The sequence below is a fragment of the Salinimicrobium profundisediminis genome (assembly GCF_026241755.1).
Taxonomy (GTDB): domain Bacteria; phylum Bacteroidota; class Bacteroidia; order Flavobacteriales; family Flavobacteriaceae; genus Salinimicrobium; species Salinimicrobium profundisediminis.
The window spans coordinates 1-2,170 of record NZ_JAPJDA010000081.1 but is presented as its reverse complement, the minus strand read 5'-3'; the positions used below and the strand labels follow the sequence as shown (position 1 = coordinate 2,170).

The following is a 2,170-nucleotide window of genomic DNA, read 5'->3' as shown; positions in this document are numbered from 1 at the left end:
ATCCTACAACACATATTTTCTCCTTTTATAAGGACATCTCTTTAATATGTAAATTTCTTCATTTTATGAATTAATTTTGTTAGCTAATGAACATAGTAAAACATGTCATAGTTCGACACAAGTGAAGGTGGACTTAGTTCCAAATCACTCTCAGCCTGCTATAGTTTTTGCGTGCTGCAATACGCAGAATGTACATCATGCCTGCATTCCAGCAAAAAAACAGCGAAGCTATGCCGAAGTTCGACATAATCCTAACATAGTATAACAAATTCAACCAAACGTTGCACCAATTACATTGAATGTCCACCATGCTAATGTTAAAATAAAGTTTAGCTTTTTTATACTAACAAGCATTCTAACTTAATAAATAAGGAAAAAATTAGAATGAAGGTAAAGGAAAGCTTTTTCCGCATGGATAAAATGACACAAGGAGGAAATACTTCTTTGAAAATAGTGATCTCTGGATTTTATGGACTTGGCAACACAGGTGATGAAGCGATTCTTGAATCAATTGTTGATAATTTAAAGGATGAGCTTGACCACCCTGATTTAACCGTCTTCTCTCTATCTCCGAAAAAAACGGCTGAAACGTATAGTGTTAAAAGCGTTTATAGAGGATGGCGCCATGATTTTAAAGGAAAAGTGAAAGCGCTCCGCGAAGCTGACTTACTAATCAGCGGCGGCGGCGGTCTTCTTCAAGATACGTATCCAACGAAGTTTTTGTTCGGCCCCCTTCCTTATTATTTATTAATTGTGTTTCTTGCCAAGCTTTGCGGCACTAAAGTAATGTTCTTCTCGCAAGGTATTGGTCCCGTGAACTCAACTTGGGGGAAAATATTAATGAAAGTATTTGCCAATATGGCAAACTTTATTACGGTTCGTGACCAGCACTCTAAGGATCTTTTGCATAAGCTCGGTGTGAATCGTCCTGAATCAGTCGTGACAGCTGATATCGTGTTTGCGTTTCAGAAAAAGGAGGATACAGCCTGCATCGATTCTCTTCCATTAAAGGGAGATGAAAAGCTTGTTGCTGTCTCTGTCCGTCCATGGTTCCAGCATACAGACCATTACAAACAAATCGGCCTTGCACTTGATCAGCTGATTGAGGAAGAAGGCATCACACCGGTATTTGTGCCGATGGAAGGTCATCATGATGTGAAAGCTTCCAATTTTGTACTGGAGCATATGAAGCATAGCGACCGCTGCTATGTATTAGGACCAGACTTTTTGCCAAATCAATACTTAAACTTTATCAGTAATTGCGAGCTTACAATCGGGCTGCGTCTGCATTCACTTATCTTCTCCGCTCTTGTTGCTGTTCCGCATATCGGGATCAGCTATGATAAAAAGGTGGAAAGCTTGTTAAAGCGTTCTGGCATGTGGACATACTCTTTTCCGCTTGAAACATTGGATGCTGCAAAACTTGTAGATAACAGCAAAAAGGTTCTTGCCAATCATGCAGAACTGAAGGCAATGATTGAAACAAATGCACAGGGCATGCGCAGGGATGCTCTTGAAAATATTGACATGATGAAGGAACGATTTTTGAAATAACGCAAGGGAGAGGGCATTATGAAAATCCTAATTACGACTGTCTTCGATTACCCTCATGCTGGGGGATTATCGACACATGTAACAACATTAAAAGCAGGCCTTGAAGCAAGAGGACATGAAGTCGATGTTCTTTCCATCAGTGACGCGCCAGGCTGGCAAAAGAAATTTTATGCACGCGGACCCAGCTTTGTGTTAAACAAAGTGAAAAAAGGCAAAGGCATCATTTGGAGCCGAAAAGCACGCCAAAACATGCTTCACAAACTGATTGTAGAAAATAAATCGAAAAACTACGATATTATCAATGCCCAAGACGCGTTTGCTACGTTTGCATCATTGGAATCTGGGATTCCGACGGTTTCTACTGTTCATGGCTATATGGCTTTTGAAGCGGTCAGCTCCGGTTCTGTTGTGGAAGGCAGCGAAGAGGCAAAGCTATTGCAGGAAATGGAAAAAAAGGCGTATAGCTCAACACGTAAAGTCATTACCGTTGATCAGCGCATTAAAGACTATGTGAAAAAGCAGACAGGAGTGGACGGCACAGCAATCCGCAACTTCATTGATATTCACGATTTTCAGCCAGCAACTGATAAGAAAGCTGAACTCCGCAAAAAGCATG

Annotated in this window: 2 protein-coding genes; both read left to right on the top strand. The window is 40.8% G+C overall.

Going from position 1 to position 2,170, the window contains the following annotated elements; genetic code table 11:
• Positions 1 to 384 precede the first annotated feature (384 nt).
• Positions 385 to 1,554, top strand: a complete 1,170-nt coding sequence (gene csaB, locus OQ279_RS18620; RefSeq protein WP_266071365.1) for a polysaccharide pyruvyl transferase CsaB — start codon at positions 385 to 387, stop codon at positions 1,552 to 1,554.
• A gap of 18 nt (positions 1,555 to 1,572) precedes the next feature.
• On the top strand, positions 1,573 to 2,170 hold a 598-nt coding region (locus OQ279_RS18615), incomplete at its 3' end, for a glycosyltransferase family 4 protein (RefSeq protein ID WP_266071364.1).